The 19881-nt window shown below is 61.6% G+C and carries 21 protein-coding genes and 1 tRNA gene; 16 read left to right on the top strand and 6 right to left on the bottom strand.

Translation table 11 applies throughout. The features are described 5' to 3' along the window. Positions 1–7: 7 nt before the first annotated feature. Positions 8–970, bottom strand: a complete 963-nt coding sequence (locus M1L53_RS30865; protein WP_054188759.1) for a pseudouridine synthase — start codon at positions 968–970, stop codon at positions 8–10. Between the two features lie 188 nt (positions 971–1158). Between M1L53_RS30865 and M1L53_RS30860 the strand changes: the two genes are divergently transcribed. Further along, a tRNA-His gene (locus M1L53_RS30860) sits at positions 1159–1234 on the top strand. A gap of 296 nt (positions 1235–1530) precedes the next feature. Here the strand turns inward: M1L53_RS30860 and M1L53_RS30855 are convergent. Both M1L53_RS30855 and M1L53_RS30850 read right to left on the bottom strand, forming a co-directional pair. Continuing rightward, positions 1531–2628 (bottom strand): glycerophosphodiester phosphodiesterase family protein, encoded by a 1098-nt coding sequence (locus M1L53_RS30855; RefSeq protein WP_185744469.1) that lies wholly within the window; start codon positions 2626–2628, stop codon positions 1531–1533. Between the two features lie 62 nt (positions 2629–2690). Then, a complete protein-coding gene (locus M1L53_RS30850) occupies positions 2691–3533 on the bottom strand; it encodes a PE-PPE domain-containing protein (protein ID WP_054188948.1) in 843 nt (280 codons plus the stop codon). Positions 3534–3640: 107 nt separating this feature from the next. Between M1L53_RS30850 and M1L53_RS30845 the strand changes: the two genes are divergently transcribed. From M1L53_RS30845 to M1L53_RS30815, 7 genes are all read left to right on the top strand, one after another. Beyond that, a complete protein-coding gene (locus M1L53_RS30845; protein WP_054188758.1) occupies positions 3641–4606 on the top strand; it encodes an L-lactate dehydrogenase in 966 nt (321 codons plus the stop codon). A gap of 40 nt (positions 4607–4646) precedes the next feature. Continuing rightward, entirely contained in the window at positions 4647–5033 is a 387-nt protein-coding gene (locus M1L53_RS30840) for a phage holin family protein (RefSeq protein ID WP_003945275.1), read from the top strand. After that, positions 5030–5395 carry a VOC family protein gene (locus M1L53_RS30835; RefSeq protein WP_007726323.1) on the top strand — a complete coding sequence of 122 codons (366 nt, stop codon included), beginning with the start codon at positions 5030–5032 and terminating at the stop codon, positions 5393–5395. The genes M1L53_RS30840 and M1L53_RS30835 overlap by 4 nt, the downstream gene beginning before the upstream one ends. Positions 5396–5470: 75 nt before the next feature. Next, entirely contained in the window at positions 5471–5947 is a 477-nt protein-coding gene (locus M1L53_RS30830; RefSeq protein WP_030536240.1) for an SRPBCC family protein, read from the top strand. A 32-nt stretch (positions 5948–5979) separates the two neighbouring features. After that, positions 5980–7308: a WS/DGAT domain-containing protein gene (locus tag M1L53_RS30825; RefSeq protein ID WP_054188757.1), complete on the top strand. Its 1329-nt coding sequence runs from the start codon at positions 5980–5982 to the stop codon at positions 7306–7308. A 20-nt stretch (positions 7309–7328) separates the two neighbouring features. Next, on the top strand, positions 7329–7892 hold the full coding sequence (locus M1L53_RS30820; RefSeq protein WP_054188756.1) for a mismatch-specific DNA-glycosylase: 564 nt from the start codon (positions 7329–7331) through the stop codon (positions 7890–7892). Positions 7893–7944: 52 nt separating this feature from the next. Beyond that, positions 7945–8295 (top strand): hypothetical protein, encoded by a 351-nt coding sequence (locus M1L53_RS30815; RefSeq protein WP_003945214.1) that lies wholly within the window; start codon positions 7945–7947, stop codon positions 8293–8295. Positions 8296–8355: 60 nt separating this feature from the next. Here M1L53_RS30815 and M1L53_RS30810 read toward each other — a convergent pair whose 3' ends face one another. Beyond that, positions 8356–10053: a fumarate hydratase gene (locus tag M1L53_RS30810; RefSeq protein WP_007726313.1), complete on the bottom strand. Its 1698-nt coding sequence runs from the start codon at positions 10051–10053 to the stop codon at positions 8356–8358. A 114-nt stretch (positions 10054–10167) separates the two neighbouring features. Then, positions 10168–11289 carry a winged helix DNA-binding domain-containing protein gene (locus M1L53_RS30805; RefSeq protein WP_054188755.1) on the bottom strand — a complete coding sequence of 374 codons (1122 nt, stop codon included), beginning with the start codon at positions 11287–11289 and terminating at the stop codon, positions 10168–10170. Between the two features lie 271 nt (positions 11290–11560). On the opposite strand from M1L53_RS30805, the gene M1L53_RS30800 reads away from it, so the two are divergent. From M1L53_RS30800 to M1L53_RS30765, 8 genes are all read left to right on the top strand, one after another. Next, entirely contained in the window at positions 11561–11686 is a 126-nt protein-coding gene (locus tag M1L53_RS30800; protein ID WP_019744544.1) for a hypothetical protein, read from the top strand. Between the two features lie 314 nt (positions 11687–12000). Continuing rightward, positions 12001–13005, top strand: coding sequence for an alpha/beta hydrolase family protein (locus M1L53_RS30795; protein WP_054188754.1), 1005 nt, complete (start codon positions 12001–12003; stop codon positions 13003–13005). After that, the gene (locus M1L53_RS30790; RefSeq protein ID WP_232319108.1) at positions 13002–13988 is read left to right on the top strand and encodes an alpha/beta hydrolase family protein; all 987 of its coding nucleotides are present in this window, start codon (positions 13002–13004) and stop codon (positions 13986–13988) included. The genes M1L53_RS30795 and M1L53_RS30790 overlap by 4 nt, the downstream gene beginning before the upstream one ends. A gap of 85 nt (positions 13989–14073) precedes the next feature. Continuing rightward, the gene (locus tag M1L53_RS30785; protein WP_047270334.1) at positions 14074–14553 is read left to right on the top strand and encodes a VOC family protein; all 480 of its coding nucleotides are present in this window, start codon (positions 14074–14076) and stop codon (positions 14551–14553) included. A 109-nt stretch (positions 14554–14662) separates the two neighbouring features. Next, positions 14663–15625: an iron-siderophore ABC transporter substrate-binding protein gene (locus M1L53_RS30780; protein ID WP_232319107.1), complete on the top strand. Its 963-nt coding sequence runs from the start codon at positions 14663–14665 to the stop codon at positions 15623–15625. Between the two features lie 153 nt (positions 15626–15778). Next, positions 15779–16477, top strand: coding sequence for a CPBP family intramembrane glutamic endopeptidase (locus M1L53_RS30775; protein WP_051720844.1), 699 nt, complete (start codon positions 15779–15781; stop codon positions 16475–16477). A 69-nt stretch (positions 16478–16546) separates the two neighbouring features. Further along, a complete protein-coding gene (locus M1L53_RS30770) occupies positions 16547–17947 on the top strand; it encodes an amidohydrolase family protein (RefSeq protein WP_003945240.1) in 1401 nt (466 codons plus the stop codon). A 1-nt stretch (position 17948) separates the two neighbouring features. Continuing rightward, complete coding sequence (locus M1L53_RS30765; RefSeq protein ID WP_007726302.1) at positions 17949–18890, top strand: antibiotic biosynthesis monooxygenase; 942 nt, start codon at positions 17949–17951, stop codon at positions 18888–18890. Here M1L53_RS30765 and M1L53_RS30760 read toward each other — a convergent pair. Continuing rightward, positions 18878–19108, bottom strand: a complete 231-nt coding sequence (locus M1L53_RS30760; RefSeq protein WP_007726301.1) for a PLD nuclease N-terminal domain-containing protein — start codon at positions 19106–19108, stop codon at positions 18878–18880. The genes M1L53_RS30765 and M1L53_RS30760 overlap by 13 nt on opposite strands. Positions 19109–19881 lie beyond the last annotated feature (773 nt).

Below are 19881 nucleotides of genomic sequence, written 5' to 3'. Positions count from 1 at the left end.
CTGGTCCTCACCCCACGGGCATCTCGCTGAGCGTCCGACGGGTGACAAACCGCCGCGCTTTCCCCGACAACGGGTCGGTGAATTCGAGTTCCCTCGCGAGCAATTGGAGTGGGAGAGAATGATCGTCCGGGGCGTCGGGAAGCAGGTCGGGGTATCGCCGGTCGCCCAGGATCCCGGCGCCGAGAGCTGCCAGATGCACCCGCAACTGGTGCATCCGTCCGGAGCGCGGACGTAGAACCGTGTGCAGCACAGCACGTCCGGAGGCACTCACGCCCGTCCCTCGTGCCTCGATCATGGTCTCGGAGTTGGGTTCACGGCTGTCGTCGACGACGACTCGCAACTCGCCGCGTCGAGCTTCGATGTGGTTGCGGTAAACGAGAGGGACGTCGAGCGCTGGTGCATCCCGGCCCCGCCGGGTCGGTCGCGCCGACACCGCCTCGTAGACCTTCGTGACCTGACGCTTCTCGAACAGTGACTGGTACGCGCCGCGCGTCGCGGGGCGGGCCGAGAACAACACCACCCCTGCGGTGCCGCGGTCGAGTCGATGGATCGGGGTCAGATCTGGGTTGTCGAGACGAACCCGCAGGCGGATGAGCGCCGACTCACGCAGGTATCGCCCGCTCGGAGTGGTCGGGAGAAAATGTGGCTTGTCGATGACGACGAGATCGTCGTCGGTGTGCAGGATCTCCTCGTGGAACGGCACCGGGTCCTCCGCCGGCAACTCGCGGTAGTACCAGACGAACCGGTGCGCACTGAGTTCTGTGCTCCGGCAGAGCGACTGGCCGTCGATACCCACGAACTCGCCGTCGTCGAACCGCCGATACAGGTTCTCGGCGTCCAGATGGTCGAACTTGGCCACGACGTACTCGGCGATCGTCGCCCACGGCCCCGAGAGCGGGATGCGTAGGCGCGTCGGGCCAACCCCGTTCTTGACGGGCAGCGGTGGGGACATGGACACGCGGGTCATCATCCCATCGACTACTGGTCAGCGGTGATTCGGTGTGGCCTCGACGGGGACGTCCCCGCGGGGACGCGGAAACCGAACTCACAGCGGTGGTCGGTGTAGATCGTCTACTCGAAAATCAGTAGCGCGGACGAGATGCGGGCCCGTATGGTTCGGCAGAGAAAGATCGCAGTCGAAAAGCACTGCGGGCCATACCTTCTGTAGCTCAATTGGTGAGAGCACCCGACTGTGACTCGGGCGACGGCGGATCGTAACCGCCCAGAGGGACCAGCTCAGATACGGTTGAGGTCGGGCCTCTAGGCGCAGAGGCCGGCGGCCCTTTGCCTGCACAGTTGTCGAACGAGCCTGAGCCGGTATTCCCTGAATCGCCGGACAGCACTCCAGTCGCCGGCCATTTCCGCGTCGGCAAGTAGGTATTCGCAGTTGTCCAACTGATCCTTCAAAGACATCATCAGAATTCACCTCCGATCACCCGAGCAAGTACCTGTCCAGGATGCGGCCGACGGGACCCCGGGGACATCGGCCGTAGTACCTGTTCAGGTACCTGCTTCGGTGCGCGGTGGAGGCTACTTCTTGACCGCAGGTGCAGGTAGTGGCATGCCTCGCTCGGCCAGAACGGCTCGGAGACGATCGGGGTAGTCGGTGATGATCCCGTCGACACCGAGGTCGATCAGGGCGTGCATGGTGGCGGGATCATCGACGGTCCACGGGATGACCTTCATGCCACGCGCATGTGCGCTCGCGATCATGTCGGCTGTCGGATAGAGGGTGAAACCGGGATCCCCGACCTTTCCGCCCTGCGGAGTTCCTTGGACGGGGGAGTAGGCGGAGGCACCAAAGGTTGCTACCGCCGCGATGCCGTCGCCACCGAAATCATCGATGTCCAGACCGCCGAGCCACGGTGACGCTCCGTCCTTGCCTACCTGGAGAAAGTCGCCGTTTGTGAGCGCAACGACGGGGACACTCGGCGCGAGTTGACGGGTGAGCATGAGCGAGCCCCAGTCGAAGCTCTGAATGGTGACGCTGTCCAACAATCCGGCTGCCCGGATCGTATCGAGGACTACAGAGACGAACTGCTCACGCGGGGCGGTCTCGTGAGGCGCTCCCGCTTCCACCTTGGTCTCGATGTTGAGCTTGATTCCGGGTGCGTTGTACGACTTCACCAGGGCAAGCACTTCTTCGAGCGTCTGCATTTTCGCTCCCGGAACATTCTGCTGCTCAGGGTATCCGGCAGGGGGGAGAGCGCCGCAGTCCATGGTCTTGATCTGCTGCAGGCTCAGCGTGTTGACGAATTTGCCGACGTACGGGAACTCCGGGTCACCCGCAGTTGCGGGCTCGGTGTCGAGGCATTTCTTGTTCGAGATCTTACGATCGTGCGTGACGACAGCGATCCCGTCCTCGGTGATCTGGGTATCGAGTTCCAGTGTGCTGACGCCCATTTCGAGGGCATTCGCGAACGCGGCCAGGCTGCTTTCCGTGTACAGGCCGAGCCCGCCGCGGTGGGCTTGGACGTCGAACGTCGAAACCGGCTGGGGCGCTGAACTACCGAACGAACCGGACCAGTCGAGACTGCCGGTTGGCGATGCGGCGGCCGGGGCCGCCAGGGCGGTGAGGGGGAGTGCGACGGTCACGGCGGCGCACGACAATATTCTGCTCAGTTGCATGAAAGGAACGTAGAGGCGTCGAATGGCTCGCCGGGGTTCGTTAGGTAAACTAACGGTAAAGGTCAGGCCGCGTGAATGCGCTGCCCGACGCCGCTCGCGTGGACCTTCATCCACGACGCCAGAAGCTCACACCCGGTCAGTCCGCTCTCGTCGAGAGGTTCGATCGCGTAGCTGATGTGTCTACCGCCGCGAGGGTTCTTGAGCTGAAATCGGTTCAGGTTCAACTTCGTCGGCAGGTAACCAAGTACTTCGAGGAACGCGGTGCGAATACGTCGTAGATCGGTACGCCACTGTTTGGGACTGAAACGAGTCTTCTGCGCATTCTGGAAAGCATTGCTACGAAGTAGTTCCCAAACCTTTCCTGCCCACACGCGTGCCTGCGAGAAGGACATCCAGCGCGTCAAGTCTGCGATATCGCGAATGTAGCTGTCGTCGCTGGCATTACAGATCATGTCCTGCGGGTGCCCGATCCACTTGACCGGAATCCACGGCTGGATCTCGGGTCCGTCGCCGGCAACTCCGTGTCCCTCACAACCTACGATCACGCCCGCCGGTTGTTGAGGATCGGAGATCAGTCCGACTCCGATGACGTTGGCGCTGTTCAGCGTCGGAAGTGCCGAGCGGATCACGGTGCATCCCTGTGAGTATCCGATCAGCATGACCGGGCCGTCTGTCTGTGCGATTTCGGCGGTGAGGGCTTTCACACCCATCGCGGTGCTGTGCCGAAAGCTCAGGCCGCCGTCGGCGACCGGACCGTACGATGCGGGATAAGCGACCCAGCGAGAATCGAATCGACTGTCGAGTTCGTCGGTGACGGCACTGAGGAGTCCGCGCACACGGGCGCCGTGGTCGCCGACGTGGGATTCGCCGGTGCCGCCAACTGCAAGAACGGTTACCTCAGCCATGTCAGCGATCATCCACGTCGATTCTGAGAGGTCTGCATCCAAACCCTGAGAAGAGACTGGCAATCCGTTGTACTGCGAAATCGTTATCGAGCGAGCACCATTTACCCATGACGACGCCGAATCGTTCATCCAGACGAAAATTGTCCGTTGTCGGTGCGGGAAGCGTCGGCACCGCAATTGCGTATGCGTGCCTGATACGCGGATCGGCCGACGCGCTCGCCCTCTACGACACCAACAGCGCAAAGGTCCGGGCCGAAGTTCTCGATCTCAACCACGGCACCCAGTTCACACCGCCGTGCACTGTCGACGGAGGCGATGACATCTCGGTCACCGCGGGATCCGACTTGGTCGTCGTCACCGCGGGCGCCAAACAGCATCCCGGTCAGTCGCGGCTCGAACTTGCCGCGGTGAACGTCAAGATCGCGCAGACACTGACCGAACAACTGTTTGCGGTGTCACCGGACGCGGTCCTTCTCTTCGTCACCAACCCGGTCGACGTGGCGACCTACGCAGCGATCCAGGCCGCGGGACCGTCGTACCGCGGCCGAATTTTCGGATCTGGGACCGTGCTGGACACGGCCCGATTGCGATTCCTGCTGGCTACCGAACTCGGAGTCGCGGTGGAGAACGTTCATGCCTTCATCGTGGGCGAGCACGGGGATTCCGAGATTCCGCTCTGGTCGAGCGCAACCATCGGCGGAGTGCCGGCAACCTCGTTCGTGGGACCGTCGGGTGGCGTCCTCGGCCCCGACCTACGCGCGAAAGTAGCGAAGTCTGTAGTCGAGAGTGCTTACGAGATCATCGAGGGTAAGGGTGCGACCAACCTCGCCATCGGATTGTCGAGCGCATTCATCGCGGAAGTCGTGTTGCGGGACGAACAACGGGTTCTGCCGGTGTCGACTTTGCAGAGCGGCGTCCACGGACTCGAGCACGTTTGCCTGTCCCTTCCCACGATGGTTGGTCGTGCTGGTGCCGGCCGAGTCCTCGAAGTACCGCTATCGGAAAGAGAGGCTTCGGGGCTCCGATCTTCTGCCCGGACATTGCGAGAGGTGCAGGAATCTCTGGGATTGTGAATATCTGTTCTCCTCGATATCCGACATATAGGATCAACAAATGATCAGCTTCCTGATTCGCGCCGCGATCTTCCTGGGTTCTGCCGCTGTCGGGCTTCTAGTTGCGTCGTTGATTCTTTCGGGCTTCTCGGCGCCCACATCCGGATTCATCGTTGCGGTCGTGATCTTTGCGATTGCGCAGTCGGTCCTGGCGCCGTTCATCGCCACGGTGGCAAAGCGCCATGCACCGGCATTTCTCGGCGGAATCGGATTGGTGTCGACATTTGTCGCGCTGTTGGTGGCGTCGCTCTTCTCCAATCTGTCGATCTCCGGTGTCTCGACGTGGATTCTGGGAACCGTCGTCGTGTGGCTGGTAACCGCCGTTGCGACGTTGGTTCTTCCGTTGTTGTTCGTGCGTAAGAAAGTTCAGGAGAAGAAGGCACAGTGACGCGCCCGAACATCGGTATGGACTACGCAGTCCTGGACTGCCCGGATCCGGCTGCATTGGCCAACTTCTACGTCCAGGTCCTCGAGTGGAAAAGTGTTCGCGACGAGGATGATTGGCACGTGATCGAAGGGCCCGGCGGGGAGCGGCTCGCGTTTCAGCTCGCTCCGGATTTTGTTCCGGTGGACTGGCCGACCTCCGGTGTCGGGATCCATCTGGATCTGTTCGTGGATTCTCTCGACCCCGCCGAGGCTTGGGTGACGAACCTTGGAGCGCAGCGGGTGACCGACATTCCGGAGCATCAGACTTTCCGCGTGTACCGCGACCCGGTCGGTCACTATTTCTGCCTGTGCCTGCGGGACTGAGTGTCGACTCGCTCCGATCTCGTCGACCGTGGATAATTCCGAACACTTGTCACGCCCGAGAATTGGAGATCGACGATGGCTTCGCAGAATTCCAACGAATTCCTGGTAGAACGTACGAAGATCGTCAAGGCAGAAGCACCGGTCGTCTTCGCGTTGATCAACGATTTCCATCAGTGGACTCAGTGGTCGCCGTGGGAAGGTCTCGACCCGGCGATGCAGCGTACGTACGCGGGGCCTGACGCGGGCGTCGGGGCTTCGTACGCCTGGGCGGGAAACAAGAAGGCGGGCTCCGGTTCGATGGTGATCACCGAATCCGTCCCGAATGAACGAGTAGTTTTGGACCTGGCCTTCCTCAAGCCGTTCAAGGCGCAGAACGTCACCACGTTTCTCATCTCGCCGAATTCCGGTGAAGTTCAGGTGACGTGGAAGATGACCGGAAAGAAGAATCTGTTCTTCAAGATCTTCGGTTTCATCTTCAGCATGGACAAGCTTGTCGGAAAGGATTTCGAGAAGGGCCTGTCCCAGCTGAAAGCTGCTGCAGAAAAGAGCTGACAAGCCGGTGGTACCGTCTCCCGGTGTTACGGATGACGCCCACCGATGCCCAAACCTTCTGGATTTCGGAGAAGATCCCGAACGATCAGTTGCTGCTCTACTGTTTCGACGGGCAGAGCCAGCACATGGACGAGCTACGACGCTCGGTGGTGGAAAGAGCGTCGCTCGTTCCGGATCTCAATGTTCGGATTCGTGAATCACCGTGGCACCTCGACTATCCGGTGTGGGAGCCCATGCCGGTCGACGCCTCCTTGGTGAGAGTGCATGAGCTGCCCGAAAACTCGTGGCTCTCGTGCATTCACGGAATCGAGAAACTACTCGAGAACCACGTCGACCCGCGCGAGTCCCCGTGGACGCTGCACCTGTTTCACGGCGTCACCGGCGTGCCGCGCTGCAGTGGCCCGGCGCTGATCGCAGTTCTGCAGGTCGCTCATTCTCTGGCGGACGGCAAACGCGCGTCGGCGATTGCTCGCCAGCTGTTCTCGCCGCAACCGCCCGCGAAGCAGAAGACGGACGTGCGGCGTAGCGGATCAGCCGAGATTCTGGGCCGCGCCGCCCTGCGCCTTCCGGGCCAACTTGTTTCGCTGTTCCGCGACGGCCGGGCGGGGCACCGCGCGCAGTTACAGCTGCAGGCGGACACCGAATCGGGAGTTGTTGCGCCGCAGGCGGCGAGCCGTCCCAAGGTGCGCTCGAACATCCCTCCCGGACCGCACCGACTGGTGCGCATGGTCGTGCGGGACAGCGCAGATTTCCGTGGCGACGGCGTATCCGTCACAGTCGGAGCGATGACAGCCATCTCGGTAGCGATGGCGAACTACCTCACCGAGCGAGACGGCTCGGTACCGCCCGAATTGGGAGCTGAGGTGACCATCGCCAAGGCAGGTACACCCACGGCGCGCAATCACTTCCGCAATGCAGGTGTCGGGCTGTTCCCGGAAGTCGATGATCTTCGTGAGCGAGCCCAATTGATCAGGGAGTCGATGGACGAGCGTCGCGCACGTGCGTCCCATCCATCCAGCGCAGCGTCGGATCTCGCGCTGAACGCGGTTCCCGGCCCGCTGGTCCGTTGGGGCGTGCAGCAATACGATTTCACGGCAGTACCCGACGAGGTCACTGGAAACACCGTGGTGTCGAGTGTCGCGCGCGGTGACGCGGATCTGGTGCTCGGAGGCGGCGTCGTTCGGTTCACAGCGGGCTTCCCGAGTTTGTCGCCGGTCATGTCGTTGACCCACGGCGTACACGGGATCGGGGACACTGTGACGATCAGCATCACCAGCAGTCCGGCCTCGATTCCGGACATCGATGTGTACGAGCAGATGATGCACGACGCGATCGACGAGGTGCGCGAAGCGCTGTCGTGACGGCCTGATGTACTGGCTGCATGGGATTCACGCGCGCCGAACTGGAATCGTTCCGAGACGCCGAGATCGAGGATCTGATCGGGCCGGATTGCCGGCTGTTGTTCGTCGGTATCAATCCGGGACTGTGGACGGCGGCGACCGGCGCGCATTTCGCCAGACCGGGTAATCGGTTCTATCCGGCACTGCTGCGGGCAGGCATAATCGAGCATGCGATCGATCCTTCCGCGGGTATGTCGGACGCTGACACACAGCATCTGATCGATCGGGGAGTGGGCATCACCAATTTGGCGGTGCGGGCAACTGCGCGCGCCGATGAATTGACGTCGGAGGAACTCGCAACTGGCGGAGTTCGGGTCCGAAACATCGTGCGCGCAACCAATCCAGTAGTCGTTGCCTTCGCCGGGATCACCGCCTATCGAACAGCTTTCGGTGACAAGAAGGCGAAGGCCGGGCGTCAGGACCGTGATTTCGAGGGGGCAAGACTGTGGATCGTGCCCAATCCCAGTGGTCTCAACGCACACGAGACGGTGGACACCTTGGCAGCGAAATATCGTTCCGCCGCATCCGAAGCCGGAATTCTCTGAGAGAAGTCGCAGTTCCGTTCGGCCAGAACAAGGTACAAGTTAAAGTGCTTGTATGTCTGTTCTATACAACGTCTTTGTAGTGATTCACCTACTCGGCATGGCTGCCCTGGTCGGTAGCTACTTCACCGTCCTCAAGGCTCCTTCGATCACCGAGGTCATGGTGTGGGGTGCCAGGATGCAGTTCGTGTCCGGCCTGATCATCGTCGGGTTGGGCGAAGGCGCCCTGGACAAGAACTACATTCACGCGAAGATCGCTGTGAAGCTGGTGCTTTCGCTGGTCATCGTGGCGCTTGCCGAGATCACCCGGGCGAAGCAGAAGAAGGGCCAGCCCAATCCGAATCTGGTACACGTCGTCGGCGGGTTGTCGATCGTGACCGTCTTCGTGGCCGCGCTCTGGACCTGACAAAGACACAAAAGAGCCCCGGCGATCGAAACTCGCCGGGGCTCTTTGCTGTTGACGTGTCTACAGGCCTGGACGCTTGCCGATCGTCAGGGTCACTTCACCGGTGTGCGCAAAGAAGTCGTTGCCCTTGTCGTCGACGACGATGAAGGCGGGGAAGTCCTCGACGTCGATCTTCCAGACGGCTTCCATCCCGAGTTCGGCGTACTCGAGGATGTCGACCTTCTTGATGCAGTCGAGCGCCAGGCGAGCGGCCGGTCCACCGATCGACCCGAGGTAGAAACCGCCGTGCGAGTTGCAGGCGTCGGTGACCTGCTTGGAGCGGTTTCCCTTGGCCAGCATGATCATCGAGCCACCGGCGGCCTGGAACTGCTCGACGTACGAGTCCATACGGCCGGCCGTGGTCGGGCCGAACGAACCGGACGCCATGCCGTCGGGCGTCTTGGCGGGGCCGGCGTAGTACACCGGGTGATCCTTGAGATACTGCGGCATCTCTTCGCCTGCGTCGAGGCGTTCCTTGATCTTGGCGTGCGCGATGTCGCGTGCCACGACGAGCGGACCGGTCAAGGAGAGACGAGTCTTCACCGGGTGCTTGGAGAGCTCGGCCAGGATCTCCGACATCGGCTTGGTCAGATCGATCTTGACCGCAGCGCCCTTGCCGGTACCCGAAATGCCATCCGTCTCTTCGTCGAGCTGAGCGTCCGTGACCTCGGGCAGGAAACGGCCCGGGTTGAATTCGAGCTGTTCCAGGAACACGCCCTCCGGGGTGATCTTGGCCTTCGCCTGTCGATCTGCCGAGCAGGACACCGCAATGGCGACGGGCAACGAAGCGCCGTGGCGGGGGAGTCGAACGACGCGGACGTCGTGGCAGAAGTACTTACCGCCGAACTGTGCGCCGATGCCGATCTTCTGCGTGAGCTCGAAGACCTTCTTCTCGAGTTCGTGATCGCGGAAGCCGCGGCCCGTGATGGCGCCTTCGGTGGGCAATTCGTCGAGGTAGTGCGCGGACGCGTACTTGGCCGTCTTCATCGCGAACTCGGCCGAGGTACCGCCGACGACGATCGCGAGGTGGTACGGCGGGCAGGCCGCGGTGCCGAGTGAGCGGATCTTCGCCTCGAGGAACTGCATCATCGAGTCGGGGTTCAGGATCGCTTTGGTTTCCTGGTACAGGTAGGACTTGTTGGCGCTTCCGCCGCCCTTGGCCATGAAGAGGAACTTGTACGAGTTCTCATGTCCGGCAGCAGTATCGGCGTACAGCTCGATCTGCGCGGGCAAGTTGTTGCCAGTGTTCTTCTCGTCCCACATCGTGATGGGGGCGTTCTGCGAGTAGCGCAGGTTCAGACGCGTGTAGGCGTCGTAGACACCGCGGGCAATGGACTTCTCGTCGTCGCCGGGGGTGAGCACATGCTGTCCACGCTTGCCCATGACGATGGCGGTTCCGGTGTCCTGGCACATCGGCAGAACGCCGGCAGCGGCGATATTGGCGTTCTTGAGCAGATCGAGCGCGACGAACTTGTCGTTGTTCGACGCTTCGGGATCGTCGAGGATGCTCGCGAGTTGCGTCAGGTGATCCGTGCGCAGGTAATGAGAGATGTCGTGCAGCGCCGTTTCAGTCAGCAAGCGCATCGCTTCCGGCTCGACCTGCAGGAAGGTGCGGCCGTCCGGTCCCTCGACTGTCGACACCCCTTCGGTGGTGAGCAATCGGTACTCGGTGGTGTCATCACCGATCGGCAACAGGTCCTCATAGAGGAAGTCGGCCATCATCTCTCCTGAACAAGGGTGCGTGCGAAGGTCGCATTCAGGTTATCGTTGGGGGTTTCCTTCTCCGAATCGGGGCGGGTGTGAGCTGGAATTATCCGGATGCCACTGGCTCGATCAAGATACTTCGACCAGTTCGGAGAGCTCGACGCCGCGAAATTCGGCAAGTATTTCGGCCTGCTCGGCCACTGCTGCGCGGGCCGATCGTGACCACGTTCCCCACGGGGTGATCGCGACCTTCAGCTTCTTTCCGGATGCTCGTGGTCGCCACAATCCGGTGATCGTGCCACCGACCACCACCGTGCCCGGTCGCCCGAGGGTCGGCCACACCGTCTTCTGGGCGGTCGGATCGGGAACCAGGGTCTCCCGATCCTTGAGCTGTACATACGGATCGAAAGGCCCGAGCAAGCGCGTACTCGAATCGGTGGGGGAGCCGAACAAGTCTTCGCGGTCCTGTTCGAGAATCCACCGCTTCTCGCCGTTTACCTCGATCTCCTCGGCATCGACGGGCCAGTGGGCTTTGACGTCCCTGACCGGAGCATCGAGAAACGACGCGACGTGAGCAGGAGTCGCGGGGCCGTAGAACCGCAGATAACCCCGGATCACGTCGAAGCGGGAATCTGCGTCTGCGCCCGTGGCGCTGAATGGGCGTCGGCGCCAACCCGGAATGCGTTCGAGCACTGGGGGAGATGTGTCCGGCTGTAGCTCGAGGCCTGCCTGGAGTGCCGCGAGCCGGAACGGCATTTCGTACAGATGAGTGGCATTGCACGGGCGGCAGAATCTCAGATAGGGCTCGGTGACCCGCGTGGTCAATTGCGCGGACATCTCGCCCTTGACGGTTGGTTTCGAGACGATGTCCCGCATCGCAGCAGCAACTGTTTGCAGGGCAGTCAGCGTCGGGATGCCGGCGGCCTTCAGGGGCCGATTCGCGTCGTAAATGCGCTTGGCTGCATCGGCTTCGCTGAACGGCGACGTGGCGACGGCGACGGCAGGCAGGTCGCCCCGACGGTAATAGTGGGGGGCTCCGCGCAACGTCCAGGCAAGAGCGAGCTCAGTGGCGTCGACGCGGACGCCGCGGATCCGCAGGGCCCAGGCGGCTCCGTCAGGTCCGGTGTTCTGAATCCCGAGATCGAGAATGCTGCAATCGCTGTGATCGGCGTCACCGACAACCGCTCGGTCGAGTTGATGGCGGTGCCACCGGAAATTAGCTACCTGCGTGAGTGAGGTTGCGCTAGACATGATTTCAGTTTACTGGTGGGTAACCGCAGGATTTGGGGCGGTTGATCAATGCGGCGACAGAATTGGTCAAATTCGACCGATTGGCCGGAATTTTTTCAGTAGCAGACCTTATTAGTCGAAATAATGACCCCATTGTCGGAATCCTTTGCCAACTGGTCGTTCGTATGATTACCGTTACCCACGTCACGGATACATTACAGATGTGACGCAGCTGTCACAGCACTGTCGGGTGCTTTTGGCAGCTGACCTCTGACCTCTCAAGGAGATTCACATGGGTTCAATGGAAGGAATTCTCGGCGCTGTTGTTCAGGGCCTGGGATCACTGTTCAGCGCTGACGGTCTGCTCAAGACCTTCATGGGATCGGTAGAGACCATCTCCAAGGACCCCACCCCCTAATTCAGCGCGACATTGCCACGCCCGCTCCGGGTGTAGTTACTTCAATTTCGACAAACTGCAGGAGGAAACTCATGGGATCTCTCGGTGAAGCCATCGGAAGCGTCAACAACCTCGGTCAGCGTCTCGTCGACGCACTGACCACGCTCAGCGGCGGCACGGTTACGCCCAAGTAAGCGTCGTCTGACGAGAAAGGCTCACGCACTCGGTGCGTGAGCCTTTCCGTGTCGACCGGATCGAGTATTTCCGATCACGTCGGGTTTGCCTGTTCAGGCGGTACCGTTCGAAAGGTTCCGCTGCCGAAGAGAGTGACCCGGATGATCGAGACTCGTGCGTTACGAACGGTTTTCCGTGTCTTCGTGGCGTTGGCCACGGCAGTGTGTGGGCTCCAGCTCCTCACCGCACCGGGTCACGCTCAGTCGGCGGACAGCAGGCTGGTCGACATCTCGGTGTACTCACAGTCGATGGGGCGCGACATTCCGTTGCAGGTCTTGCGGCCGGCTGATACTTCGACGCCTGCTCCGACGCTCTACCTACTCAACGGAGTAGACGGAGGAAAAGACGACGCGACGTGGTCGGTGCGGACCGACGCACCGAAGTTCTTCGCGGACAAGCACGTCAACGTGGTCACGCCTCTCGGTGGAGCATTCAGCTATTACACCGATTGGGAGCGGCCGGACCCCGGCCTCGCGAAATCCGGCAACAACAACGGGGTCAACATGTGGACCACGTTCCTGACGGAAGAACTACCGCCAGTCATTGATTCAATGTTCGCGACGACCGGCGAGAACGCACTGGCAGGCCTGTCGATGGCAGGCACGTCGGTACTGGATCTGGCTATGGCGGCGCCCGCGCTGTACAACAGTGTCGGGTCCTTCAGCGGGTGCGCGATGACGAGTCCGGGCATCGGGCAGAACTTCGTGAAACTCGTGGTCGCCGTGGGTGGGGGTGACGCGGAAAACATGTGGGGTCCGTACGATGGTCCGGGTTGGCCGGCTCACGATCCGGTTGTCAACGCGGACAAGCTACCTCGAGTCCCTATGTACATCACAACAGCAACCGGAATTCCGGGTCCGTACGACACACTTGCCGATCCGCGGATCGACAACGACGTCACAGATTTGGCGTTGCAACTTGTTCTCGGTGGCGGAATCGAGGCGGCAACTCACTACTGCACCACCCAGCTTGCGGACAGGACGAACGCATTGGTTATGAACAACATTCGCTACAACTTCAAGCCGGCAGGAACGCATTCATGGGGATACTGGGAAGACGACTTACACGACTCGTGGCCGATGATCGCCGCGTCGCTCGGCGTGTGAGGCCCCATCGAGCAAGCCTTCGACGCGTCGTTCTGGTCGGCGCGCTCGCCTTGATTTCACTACTTGCGTTGCCCTCGACCGCGCTCGCCGACGAGACCCCGAAGATAACGAGTGTCACCGAACTGTCTTCGCGCTTGGTTCTTCTCGACGTCGCGAGTCCCGCCATGGGGCGCACCATGGCGGTGAAAGTGCTGCTTCCTGCCGACCGCTCGGAACCGCGCGGGACGCTGTATCTCCTGGACGGCAATTCCGGGCAGATCGAGGAGAACAACTGGTTGGCCCCGGCTAACGGCGATATCGTCCCGTTCTTTGCCGACAAGAATGTGAACGTCGTACTCCCCATCGGTGGAACCGGCACCATGTACACCGATTGGCAGGAAGACCACCCGAAATTCGGTCGTCTGAAGTGGGAGACGTTCCTGACGAAAGAGCTTCCCCCACTGATCGACACGAGGTTCGCCACCAACGGGCACAACGCAATCGGCGGGATCTCGATGGGTGCAGAAGCCGCTCTGATCCTGGCCCAACGCTCGGCCGGGTTGTACGACGCGGTCGCGGGCTACAGCGGCTGCTACACAACCGTCGGAGGATTCGGCAAGGCGTTGACCGATCTCGTGGTCATCAACGGAAATGCCCGTTCGGAGCAGATGTGGGGTCCGGCCGGCAGCGAGGCTTGGCAAGAGCACGACATTTTCGCCAATGCCGACAAGCTGCGCGGCACCAAGGTGTATCTCGCCTCGGGATCGGGACTACCAGGTCCGCACGAAACTCTCGATACTCCTGCCCTGGGCCGGGTACTGGTCGTCGGCGGGGTCATGGAACTGGGATCGAACCTGTGCACCGACCAGATCACTCAGGTGTTGCGTGATCGCGGAGTCGATGTCACCCGCAGCGCTCAGCCGGTGGGGACGCACGGTTGGCCGTACTGGCGCGACGAACTCGTTCGTTCCTGGCCGATGCTCGAATCTGCGTTGTCCGCTTGAGCAGTTCCTGGCGATGAGTTTTCGTTTCGGGTCGGGTCTATAACCCTGTACACCTGTTTCGTAACCTCTCCGACAAGGACAGAACATGCCTTCCATCACTCCCTGTTTGTGGTTCGACAACCAAGCAGAAGAAGCAGCCAACTTCTACATCTCGGTGTTCGGTTCCGGGCAGATACTCGGAATCGAACGGTACGTCGAGGGATCGCCCTCCGGAATGCCGGCAGGCTCGGTGATGACCGTCAGCTTCGAACTCGGCGGTCAGCGATTCACCGGATTGAACGGCGGGCCGATGTTCACGTTCTCGGAAGCAGTGTCTTTCGAGATTCCGTGCGTCGATCAGGCTGAGGTCGATCACTACTGGTCCCGGCTGACCGAGGGTGGGGAAGAGGGCCCGTGCGGCTGGGCCAAGGACAAGTTCGGATTGTCCTGGCAGGTAGTCCCGAATCGTCTTCTCGAACTGATGAAGGATCCGGATCGGGCCAAGGCGCAACGCGCCACGGACGCGATGATGAAGATGAAGAAGATCGACATCGCGGAGCTCGAACGGGCAGCAGAGGCGTCCTGAACACGATCTGGCCGATGGGCGACAGCCTTCGTTAGCTGATGCTAGCCTTCCCTAATTCTCGCTGAGCGTTGGAGGAGTGCTGGTAACCATGCGAATCAAAGTCTCTCGAATGAAGATTGCAGTCACCGCCTTGGCGGCCTCGCTCGCCGTCGCCGGACTTGCCGGCTGCAGCAGCGACAGCGCTGACGCACCCGCGGAGGCGGGAGCAACCGTCTCGACCATGTTCGGTGACGTCGAGGTCCCGGCCAACCCGCAGCGCGTCGTTGCGCTCGGTTGGTCGGACGCCGAGACGGCACTTGCCCTCGGAACACAGCCGGTCGGTGTCGCGGACTGGATGGCGTTCGGTGGCAAGGGCGTCGGACCCTGGATTGCGGACGAGTTCACCACGGACCCGAAGATCCTCGGAACGATGGACTTGAGCGTCGAAGACGTCATCGCGCTCGAACCGGACCTCATTCTGTGGACGCGAAGCGACAACACGCAGGCCACCTACGACAAGCTCAGTGCCATCGCGCCGACGGTCGGGCCGCCTCCAGGTCTCGCCACGGCCTACGGGACGACGGTCGAGCAGCAGACCGAACTCGTCGCCAAGGCACTCGGCAAAGAATCGGAAGGCAAGGCGCTACTCGACGGCCTCGACGCCAAGTTCGACGCCGCGATTGCCGCCAATCCGAACTTCGCGGGCAAGACCGCGGCGGTCGGCGCCTACAGTTCCGACGGTTACGGCGCGTACGTACCCGGCGACGCACGCGCAGACTTCATGACCCGCCTCGGCTTCACGATCCCGACGGCGATCACCGAAAAAGCCACCGGAAACTTCTACATCCCGGTCGCCAACGAGAACCTGAACCTGTTCGACGCGGATCTCACGGTGCTGTTTCCGATCTTCCTCGACAGCAGTGCGTTTGCGAACGATCCGCTACTGCGCGCAATCCCGTCGGCTCAGGAGGGACATCTGTTGATCCTCGATGACCCGGCACTCGTCAATGCGTTCTCGAGTGGCTCGGTACCGGGGTTGACCTACGCAATCGACAACGCCGTTCCGAAGTTTGCGAGCACGCTCGGCGCCTGATCAGAGCTGTTTCGGGACCTGCCCGTCACTGTGAGCGTGTTCGCAAACAGTGGCGGGCAGTTCTCGTGCGCCGGTACACTGGACAAAGTGAACTTTCAGCTAACGAGCGGCGGCCCAGTGGAGATCGAAGCGACCGCTCCTCGTTTTCCGCGGATGCATGCATACGTGGATATCGCTGTTGTGATCGTGGTGCTGGTGGGAACCAATCTGATCGCGCATTTCACCACCGCCTGGGCAAGCATCGCGACGGTACCCATCTCTGCTCTCGTCCTGTTGGCGCTCACCAAGCGCCGGGGAATGGGTTGGGCGGAATTGGGGCTGTCCCCTCGCGATCTCCGACGGGGTTCGAAGTACGCCCTTGCCGCCGTCGGCCTGGTCCTGACCGTTGTCGCCGTCGGCGCGTTGCTTCCGCTCACACGCCCCTTCTTCATGGCGGATCGCTACGCCACAATTTCCGGCGCGATCGTCGCGTCGATGATCGTGATCCCGCTGCAGACCGTCATTCCCGAAGAGTTGGCTTTCCGTGGCGTCCTGCACGGCACGTTGAACCGGGTCAGTGGATTCCGCGGCGTCGCCGCTGCCGGTTCTCTGATGTTCGGACTGTGGCACATCGCGTCGTCGATGGGTTTGACCAGTGGTAACGAAGGGCTGTCCGGCTTTCTCGGTACCGGAGTCGTCGGCCAGGTCGCCGGCATCCTCGGAGCTGTTCTCGCCACCGCTGCGGCCGGTCTCGTATTCACCTGGCTTCGTCATCGCAGCGGCAGCCTCATTGCGCCGATTGCTCTGCATTGGTCGTTGAACGGTGCAGGTGCGCTGGCTGCGGCTCTTGTTTGGCATGCAACTCTTGCTTGATCCCAATATCTGACAAAAAGGACAGCATTCGCCGCGCGGCGCCGGGTAGTTTTGTGCTTTGCTCAGTAAGTGACGCACCTTCATCGAGGCCATGTCTTCCACATCTCCGGTCGTCCGACGGTAGAGGATGCGGCGCAGTCGCTCGTCTCGATCCCCGACGGCGTCTTGGCGATCGACGATGCCGGAACGATCGTCTACTGCGGAGAATTCGAATCGCTCCCCGGAGACCTCGCGGGCGGCGAAATTCACGACCACCGACCGGGTTTCCTGCTGCCCGGATTCGTCGATGCACACATTCATTTCCCGCAGACCTACGCCGGCGACGCCTACGGCGGCGGCCAACTCCTCGAGTGGCTCGACCTGTGCGTCTTTCCCTCCGAATCGAGATTCGCTGATCCGGAATTCGCCCAGCACGCTGCCGAGGCCTTCTGCGCTCGCCGAATCGCCACGGGAACCACGGCCGCGATGGTGTTCGGATCGGCCTTCCCGCACGCGCAGGACGCCCTGTTCTCGGAAACTCTGGAACGCGGCCTTCGAGTGGTCAGCGGACGCGGGATTCAGACCACCGGCCCGGCCTCCGCCGCTGCACTGATCACCTCGGAAGAGGACGCGATCAGACTCACCCGCGAGGAGATCGACAAGTGGCACGCGGCCGACACCGGCGACGTGAACACTGCGCTCATTCACGTCGCAGTGGTTCCCCGCTTCTCTCTCGCGGTGACAACACGGACGCTGAAGGACTTGGGGGAGTTGTACGACTCCGTCCGTGACCGGGGCGTCTACTTCCACAGTCATCTCAACGAGAACAATCGGCCCGGAACCGGCGAGGTGGCGACCACACTCGCCGAGTACGAGGTCGAGACCTATCTCGACACGTACGACGGCAAGTTCCTCCCCGGCTCACAGGTCGGCGGAAAGAGCTTCCTGGGTCCACGCGCGATACTCGCGCACTCGGTGCACTGCCAGGACTCCGAACTCGCACGAATGGCCGAGACCGGAACCTCGATCGCACATTGCCCTACGTCCCAGCAGTTTCTCGGCTCCGGCACCATGCCGTGGAAACGAACCGTTGCGTCAGGGGTCAACATCGCGATCGGATCGGACTTCGGTGGCGGCGACGAGTGCCTGCTCACCCGAGTCCTCGGCGACGCCTTCAAGGTTCACATCTCCGAAGCCGGAGACGACGGAGTGTCGATGCACCCTGCCGAACTGCTGTTCACCGGAACACTCGCCGGTGCTCGCGCGCTGGACATGGAGAACCGGATCGGCAACTTCGACGAGGGCAAAGAGGCCGACTTCCTGGTGATCGATCCGTCCGGGTGGCCGCCGCTCGCCGGGCTCGTCAACTACGGAACGCGTTCGGATGATCCGATACTCGCCCGCGACCAGACGCTCTTCGGGCTCCTGATGGCGATGCGCGAGCCCGCGATTGCGCACGTGTACGTGCAAGGGCGCCGGATATCGGGCTGACGTGTCCGCAACTGCCATCACCGGGTACCACCGAACGAGTTCGGGATTCCGGGCGTGGGTCGAGCGTGCGGCCGAGACCGCCGGTCGATTCGACGGCTACCTGAGCTGTGGCATCAGTGATCAACCGGAACCGGTGTCGCACGGCGTGTCCGTCACTTTCGACAGTGCCGACGATCTTCATCGTTGGCTGGAGTCGACTGATCGCCGCGATCTCGAAAGATCAGCTGCTGCAACGGGAATTCTGGCGCAGACGAGTGATCTCGTTCTGATCGACGGCGTGCTGCCGCCGCCCGGTATCGGTGTGTACGACCACGCCGTCGTCGTGGGTAAGGAGAACGAGTTTCTGCGAACGCAACGACACCTCATCGATCTCAGTTCGCGATTCTCCGGCTACGAGTCGGTGATGTTGTTGCGGTCGGTCACCGACTCCACCCAGTGGAAGTCCGTCCTTCGGTTTCGGACAGAGCAGCAGTTGGCGGTGTGGATGGCGTCGCCCGAGAGGGCCGCAGCACTACCGAAACTGCGGGCCGAGTTGGCCGAGGACTTCACCGAGACCACGCGGTCGACACCGTTCGGCACCATTCTGCGTACGGAGAACGGGCAGACTCGCGCGACGCCGAATTGGAAGACGGCGATGATCATCCTGCTCGTCCTCTATCCGACGGTGATGACGCTGTCGAGGTTTCTCGGGCCGCTGCTCGACGGGATCGGAGCGCCGCCGTGGCTGTCGATGTGGTTGAGCCAGATAGTCAGCGTCGGCGCCATGACGTGGTTCCTGATGCCGACGGTCACGAGATGGTTCCGTCATTGGCTGGACCCGGTCGACGGCGCCGTTCCCCGCACCAACTGGCGCGGCGTCGCGGCGGTAATTGCGGTGTACGCAGTGACTCTGACGCTCTTCGCGTCGGTGAAGTGGCTGCAGTTCTGGGACTACTTCGACTGAATCCGGCCTCGGCGGAAGTAGGTGAGTGGCCCGAAGAAGTTGACGAAGATGATCGCCGCCCACTTCTTCTTGCTGCCGTTGACCGTATTGGCAGGGCGTCGCGCCAGGTCTGTCCACGCGGCGATCGCCAACAGGGACTGAATCGTTGCGAGCACGGCGACGACGCGGCGTTGCGCGGGTGACAGCTCACTCCAGGACTTCTTCTTTGTGAGGTTCATGAACTCCACTGTGCCCTCGAACGTCCAATCGGTGTCGAGATCCGGTTGTTATCGGTGCCGGGAGTTCCTCAAATCAGTGTGAATAGCGTCACCATGACGACCGATAGGTACGGTCTCGCGGACCGTCGGGACGGTCGTTTTCGGCGTAAAGATCTCGCTAACCGAAGTTATGGCTGAAAAATTGCGCACACGCTCAGGATGCAATGTGCCCTGGATGGGGAGATTTGGCATCGATTCGCAAGTAAGAGACTTTGACGGCGAATCTCTCAGGGTGGGGAAGTCGAGCCCTCTGTTCTTGCCGCACCGGTACAGCGGTGATGCTGCACGATAACTGCTCTCGGCAACCATGTTCGAATTTTGTCAGGAATGCGCAATATGGTGACAAATTGTTCACCGTGACTGGTTGTTACCTGTGGATATCAGGTCAGTCGAGCGGGCCTGAAATGTAACGTCCCGGACACATTTGGTGTCGTAAAAGTAACGGAAGGGCTCTAGTGTTAGCCCCGGCAGCCAGCCAGTGGCCCGCCATCACGGACAGTTCATCACTGACAGGAGCAATATCAATGCCTACTATCGGTTTCGGCGACATCTCAGACTTCCTCGGCGCTTTCGCTGACCTCTTCGGATTCCTCGACTTCATCTCCGGAAGCGTTGAAGGCCTGTCGGCAGAGTAAGTCCCGCAGAGCAAGAAGTGGGCCCCCGCCCGGGGGGGGGGGGGGCGGGGGGGGGGGGGGGGGGTGGGGGGGGGGGGGGGGGGCGCGCCCCCAATGGGG

It is taken from the genome of Rhodococcus sp. T9N (genome assembly GCF_024436645.1).
Classification (GTDB): domain Bacteria; phylum Actinomycetota; class Actinomycetes; order Mycobacteriales; family Mycobacteriaceae; genus Rhodococcus_F; species Rhodococcus_F qingshengii.
The sequence above is the reverse complement of the archived record's forward strand: the minus strand, read 5'-3'. Positions and strand labels throughout refer to the sequence as shown.

Excerpts from the sequence above, each read along its gene's own strand:
- M1L53_RS30865 (WP_054188759.1), bottom strand. The coding sequence starts at position 970 with ATGATGACCCGCGTGTCCATGTCCCCACCGCTGCCCGTCAAGAACGGG.
- M1L53_RS30825 (WP_054188757.1), top strand. The coding sequence starts at position 5,980 with ATGACGCCCACCGATGCCCAAACCTTCTGGATTTCGGAGAAGATCCCG.
- M1L53_RS30780 (WP_232319107.1), top strand. The coding sequence starts at position 14,663 with ATGAAGATTGCAGTCACCGCCTTGGCGGCCTCGCTCGCCGTCGCCGGA.
- M1L53_RS30805 (WP_054188755.1), bottom strand. The coding sequence starts at position 11,289 with ATGTCTAGCGCAACCTCACTCACGCAGGTAGCTAATTTCCGGTGGCAC.
- M1L53_RS30795 (WP_054188754.1), top strand. The coding sequence starts at position 12,001 with ATGATCGAGACTCGTGCGTTACGAACGGTTTTCCGTGTCTTCGTGGCG.
- M1L53_RS30845 (WP_054188758.1), top strand. The coding sequence starts at position 3,641 with ATGACGACGCCGAATCGTTCATCCAGACGAAAATTGTCCGTTGTCGGT.
- M1L53_RS30840 (WP_003945275.1), top strand. The coding sequence starts at position 4,647 with ATGATCAGCTTCCTGATTCGCGCCGCGATCTTCCTGGGTTCTGCCGCT.
- M1L53_RS30850 (WP_054188948.1), bottom strand. The coding sequence starts at position 3,533 with ATGGCTGAGGTAACCGTTCTTGCAGTTGGCGGCACCGGCGAATCCCAC.
- M1L53_RS30815 (WP_003945214.1), top strand. The coding sequence starts at position 7,945 with ATGTCTGTTCTATACAACGTCTTTGTAGTGATTCACCTACTCGGCATG.
- M1L53_RS30800 (WP_019744544.1), top strand. The coding sequence starts at position 11,561 with ATGGGTTCAATGGAAGGAATTCTCGGCGCTGTTGTTCAGGGCCTGGGA.
- M1L53_RS30760 (WP_007726301.1), bottom strand. The coding sequence starts at position 19,108 with ATGAACCTCACAAAGAAGAAGTCCTGGAGTGAGCTGTCACCCGCGCAA.
- M1L53_RS30830 (WP_030536240.1), top strand. The coding sequence starts at position 5,471 with ATGGCTTCGCAGAATTCCAACGAATTCCTGGTAGAACGTACGAAGATC.
- M1L53_RS30810 (WP_007726313.1), bottom strand. The coding sequence starts at position 10,053 with ATGGCCGACTTCCTCTATGAGGACCTGTTGCCGATCGGTGATGACACC.
- M1L53_RS30775 (WP_051720844.1), top strand. The coding sequence starts at position 15,779 with ATGCATGCATACGTGGATATCGCTGTTGTGATCGTGGTGCTGGTGGGA.
- M1L53_RS30785 (WP_047270334.1), top strand. The coding sequence starts at position 14,074 with ATGCCTTCCATCACTCCCTGTTTGTGGTTCGACAACCAAGCAGAAGAA.
- M1L53_RS30855 (WP_185744469.1), bottom strand. The coding sequence starts at position 2,628 with ATGCAACTGAGCAGAATATTGTCGTGCGCCGCCGTGACCGTCGCACTC.
- M1L53_RS30820 (WP_054188756.1), top strand. The coding sequence starts at position 7,329 with ATGGGATTCACGCGCGCCGAACTGGAATCGTTCCGAGACGCCGAGATC.